Here is a 449-nt window from a genome sequence, read left to right on the forward strand (position 1 = left end):
ATGCTGGGCCGGACGGTCGATGCGTTCTTCACACCGGAGGATCGGGCGGGCGACCGGCCCGATGTCGAGAAGCGCCTGGCGGCGCAGACCGGCAGCGCCCCGGACGAGCGCTGGCACATGCGCAAGGACGGAACCCGCTTCTGGGCCTCGGGCGAGATGATGCCGCTGACGGCCGAGGACGGCGGGCTCATCGGCTTCCTCAAGATCCTGCGCGACCGCACCGGGCAGCGCGCCTCGGAAGCGGCTTTGCAGGCGAGCGAGTTGCGCTACCGCTCCCTTGTCGAGGTCAGCCCGCAGGTCGTCTGGTTCGGCGACGAGGCCGGCCGTGTCACCTACTGCAACACCTATTGGTACGACTATACGGGGCTGCCCCCCGGCGAGACCGGCGAGGCGAGCTGGATGGGTGTGATCCATCCCGATCACCGCGAGCGCGTTCGCGATGCGTGGCT

At 69.5% G+C, this 449-nt stretch carries 1 protein-coding gene; it reads left to right on the forward strand.

From position 1 onward, the window contains the following. Positions 1-449: PAS domain-containing protein (locus tag C1631_RS25580; RefSeq protein WP_123966798.1), on the forward strand; the 449-nt coding region annotated here is incomplete at both ends.

Source organism: Chryseobacterium phosphatilyticum (genome assembly GCF_002899825.2).
Taxonomy (GTDB): domain Bacteria; phylum Bacteroidota; class Bacteroidia; order Flavobacteriales; family Weeksellaceae; genus Chryseobacterium; species Chryseobacterium phosphatilyticum.